Annotated in this window: 1 pseudogene; it reads right to left on the bottom strand. The window is 74.4% G+C overall.

Annotation, left to right across the window (positions count from 1 at the left end):
- Positions 1-33 precede the first annotated feature (33 nt).
- Positions 34-254, bottom strand: a pseudogene (locus VR45_RS35965) (discoidin domain-containing protein); the annotation flags it as partial.

Raw genomic sequence — 254 nt, 5'->3', positions numbered from 1 at the left:
GTCAGCCGGTCAGCCGGTCAGCCGGTCACCCGGTCAGCCGGACGCCGGCACCGGCGCGCCGGTGCCGCCCGGCGCGCCGCCGTAGACCTCGATCTCGTAGAGCGAGTAGCCCCAGGAGGTCCCTCGTGCGGTGCCGTACATCCGGATGTACCGGCCGGAGCCGGACAGGCCGGTGAGGTCCTGGACGCCGCCGGTGCCGGACGTGACGGAGGCGATGGTGCGCCAGGTGGCGCCGTCGTCGGACACCTGGATCC

Origin of the sequence: Streptomyces sp. NRRL S-495, assembly GCF_000966955.1 — a bacterium.
Taxonomy (GTDB): domain Bacteria; phylum Actinomycetota; class Actinomycetes; order Streptomycetales; family Streptomycetaceae; genus Kitasatospora; species Kitasatospora purpeofusca.
This window is presented reverse-complemented; position numbering and strand designations above follow the sequence as displayed.